The sequence below is a fragment of the Actinokineospora spheciospongiae genome (genome assembly GCF_000564855.1).
Lineage (GTDB): Bacteria > Actinomycetota > Actinomycetes > Mycobacteriales > Pseudonocardiaceae > Actinokineospora > Actinokineospora spheciospongiae.
The window spans coordinates 1-3,056 of sequence record NZ_AYXG01000088.1 but is presented as its reverse complement, the minus strand read 5'-3'; the positions used below and the strand labels follow the sequence as shown (position 1 = coordinate 3,056).

The window sequence follows — 3,056 nt, the reverse complement described above, 5'->3', positions numbered from 1 at the left end:
GGGCACGCCCAACAAACGACCGGGCCCTTGAACCACAGCCACGACTGAGCAAGAAGCCCTGCCCGGGCACCCAGCAAAAGACCGCACGGACACGACCGAGCAGATCGACTCACCCGGGTACCCCAGCAAAGACCGGGCCCTAGTCCCCGTCCTCAGCAGCACAAGGCCCAGTGGGCCAATGCCCGGCCAGCATCTCCAACGCCTCATCCCCGAACGGGTTCACCCCAGGCCCCTTGGCCAACGCATGCGCAACATGCACGTGCAGGCACTTCACCCGCCCGGGCATCCCCCCAGCGGTCACCCCGGTCCCCAACGACTCGATGGCGTCCCGCTCAGCCAGGTAGGACTCGTGCGCCCGCAGGTAAGCCGCCGCCAACTCCGGGTCGGTGCCCAGCCGATCCGTCATCTCCTTCATCACGCCACTGGTCTCCAGCGTCGAGATGGCGGAGTTGAGCCGGGGGCACGTCGAGTAGTACAGCGTCGGGAACGGTGTCCCGTCCTCCAGCCTCGGGCTGGTCTGGATCACCGCCGGGTGCCCGCTGGGGCAGCGGTGGGCGACCTCGCGGATGGCGCGCGGGGTGCGGCCGAGCTGGTCGGCGACGGTGTCGAAGTCCTGCTGGGCGATCACCGGCCGTTCACCGAGCCCCACAGGTCCTCGTACCACGAGCCGGGGCGGGCGGGGGCGGCGGCGGGTTCGCCCTGACCGGGGTTCACGGCCTGGTCGGGCAGCTCCACCATGTACGGCGTCTCTCCTGGCATCACGTAGCGCAGTCTCTTACGCGCCTCGATCTGCGTCTGCGCCGGGTCCGCCAGTTGGGCCTTGCGCCGCTCCAGCTCGTCGACCTGGGTGCGCAGCTCCGCCTGGCGCTGCTCCTGGGCCTGAACGTCCGAGCGCTGCGACAGGTAGGTGCGCAGCGGGACGGCGACGCTCAGCGCCAGGGCGCAGACCACCGTGGCGAAGACCGCCGCCCGGCGGGTGGTGGACAGGCCGAGGATGGCGCGCTTGGCGTTGTCCTTGGCCGCCTTGTTCTTCGCCGGGGCCGAGACCGGCACCGGGTCCGGGACCGAGACCGCGGGCCGGGTGCGCCGGACGCGGGTCGGCCGCTTGGCCGGGGCGCTGTGGCCCCGACCGCGTTCGCCCCCGCGCCCGGCCACCGGTCAGGCCTCCGGGGTGAAGCGGGGGAACGCCAGGTCGCCCGCGTACCGGGCCGCGTCGCCGAGGGTCTCCTCGATGCGCAGGAGCTGGTTGTACTTGGCCACGCGGTCGCTGCGGGCGGGGGCACCGGCCTTGATCTGGCCCACGCCGGTGGCGACGGCCAGGTCGGCGATGGTGGTGTCCTCGGTCTCGCCGGAGCGGTGGCTCATCATGCTGCGGTAGCCGTAGGAGGTGGCCAGGGTGACCGCGTCCAGGGTCTCCGACAGCGTGCCGATCTGGTTGACCTTCACCAGCAGCGCGTTGCCCGCGCGGCGGGCGATGCCCTCCTCCAGCCGGTCGGGGTTGGTGACGAACAGGTCGTCGCCGACGAGCTGGACGCGCTCGCCCACCTCGGCGGTCAGCCGCACCCAGCCGTCCCAGTCGTCCTCGGCCAGCGGGTCCTCGATGGAGACCATCGGGTACGCGTCGAGGAGTTCGGTGTAGTACGCCGTAAGCTGCTCGGCGCTCTTCTTCGTCCCCTCGAAGGTGTAGGCGCCGTCGGAGTAGAACTCGGTGGCGGCGACGTCGAGGGCCAGGGCGATGTCGCGGCCCGCGACGTACCCGGCCTTGCCGATGGCCTCGACGATCAGGTCCAGTGCCTCGCGGTTGTTCGACAGGCTCGGCGCGAAGCCGCCCTCGTCGCCGAGGCCGGTGGCCAGGCCCTTGGACTTGAGCACCGACTTGAGCGCGTGGTAGACCTCCGCGCCCCAGCGCAGCGCCTCCCGGAAGCTCTCCGCGCCGATCGGCGCGATCATGAACTCCTGGATGTCGACCTCGGTGTCAGCGTGCGCGCCGCCGTTGAGGATGTTCAGCATCGGCACCGGCAGCACGTGCGCGTTGGGCCCGCCCAGGTAGCGGAACAGCTCCAGCCCGCTGGACTCCGCCGCCGCCTTCGCCACCGCCAGCGACACGCCCAGGATGGCGTTCGCCCCCAGCCGCGACTTGTCCGGCGTGCCGTCGAGGTCCACCAGCTTCTGGTCCACGATCCGCTGGTCGACCGCGTCGATCCCGGTCAGCTCCGGGCCGATCTCGTCCAGGACCGCGGTGACGGCCTTCTCCACGCCCTTGCCGCCGTAGCGGGCCGGGTCGCCGTCGCGCAGCTCCACGGCCTCGTGCTCACCGGTGGAGGCCCCGGAGGGCACCGCCGCCCTGGCCAGGGTGCCGTCGTCGAGGGCCACCTCCACCTCCACGGTGGGGTTGCCCCGCGAGTCCAGGATCTCGCGTGCGCCGACCTGCTCGATGACCGCCACGTGGTACTCCTCACAACGTCCGAACTACGCCTGATCGAGCCTAGCGGGCTGACGGCTCCCGGTGCGCGAGGCGTGGCTCTCACCGAGCGTGATCACTCCCGTGGCGGGTCGAGGGACCGCCGATCCGCGCGTAGGGTGAGGCGGAGTATGACTGAGCAGCCCGCCAACCCGGTCGAGGCGTTCCGCCACGCTGAGTCGCTCGTGGCGCAACGCAGGCCGCTGGACGCGCTGGCGGCTCTGGCACCGATCCTCGACGCGGACCCGGACGCCCCGAGCGTGCAGTTGTTGGCGGGGCGGGCGTACCTGGGGTCGGCGCAGTTGCGGCGGGCCGAGGGGGCCTTTCGGCGGGTGCTGGAACTGGACCCGACTGATCATTACGCGTTGTTCGCGCTGGGGAAGACGTTGCAGCGGCAGAGCCGGTTGACCGAGGCGCAGACGCAGTTGCGGATGGCGGTGGCGATGAACCCGCTGCCGGAGTACCAGGAGGCTTTGGGGGAGGTTTCGGCTCGGATCGCTGTCGAGCGGTCTGACTGAACCTTTTGGGCGCGCTCCCTGAACCGGTCTTTGTGTGGGTGGTGCCCGGCTGGGTGGATGTGTTTGGCCGGGGCCCC

At 71.2% G+C, this 3,056-nt stretch carries 4 protein-coding genes; 1 reads left to right on the top strand and 3 read right to left on the bottom strand.

Annotated elements, in window-relative coordinates:
• Window positions 1-139: 139 nt before the first annotated feature.
• Genes UO65_RS12520 through eno form a run of 3 tightly spaced genes read right to left on the bottom strand, consistent with a single transcriptional unit; the run spans window position 140 to window position 2,445 of the window.
• Window positions 140-625: a DUF501 domain-containing protein gene (locus UO65_RS12520; RefSeq protein WP_035282003.1), complete on the bottom strand. Its 486-nt coding sequence runs from the start codon at window positions 623-625 to the stop codon at window positions 140-142.
• On the bottom strand, window positions 625-1,155 hold the full coding sequence (locus tag UO65_RS12515) for an FtsB family cell division protein (protein ID WP_063935933.1): 531 nt from the start codon (window positions 1,153-1,155) through the stop codon (window positions 625-627). The genes UO65_RS12520 and UO65_RS12515 overlap by 1 nt, the downstream gene beginning before the upstream one ends.
• Before the next feature lie 3 nt (window positions 1,156-1,158).
• On the bottom strand, window positions 1,159-2,445 hold the full coding sequence (gene eno / locus UO65_RS12510; protein WP_035281999.1) for a phosphopyruvate hydratase: 1,287 nt from the start codon (window positions 2,443-2,445) through the stop codon (window positions 1,159-1,161).
• 147 nt (window positions 2,446-2,592) lie between these two features.
• Here eno and UO65_RS12505 point away from each other — a divergent pair, with 147 nt between their 5' ends.
• The gene (locus UO65_RS12505; protein WP_035281997.1) at window positions 2,593-2,979 is read left to right on the top strand and encodes a tetratricopeptide repeat protein; all 387 of its coding nucleotides are present in this window, start codon (window positions 2,593-2,595) and stop codon (window positions 2,977-2,979) included.
• The last annotated feature ends 77 nt before the right edge of the window (window positions 2,980-3,056 follow it).

Coding starts and splice junctions, on each gene's coding strand:
- UO65_RS12505 (WP_035281997.1), top strand. CDS start 2,593: ATGACTGAGCAGCCCGCCAACCCGGTCGAGGCGTTCCGCCACGCTGAG.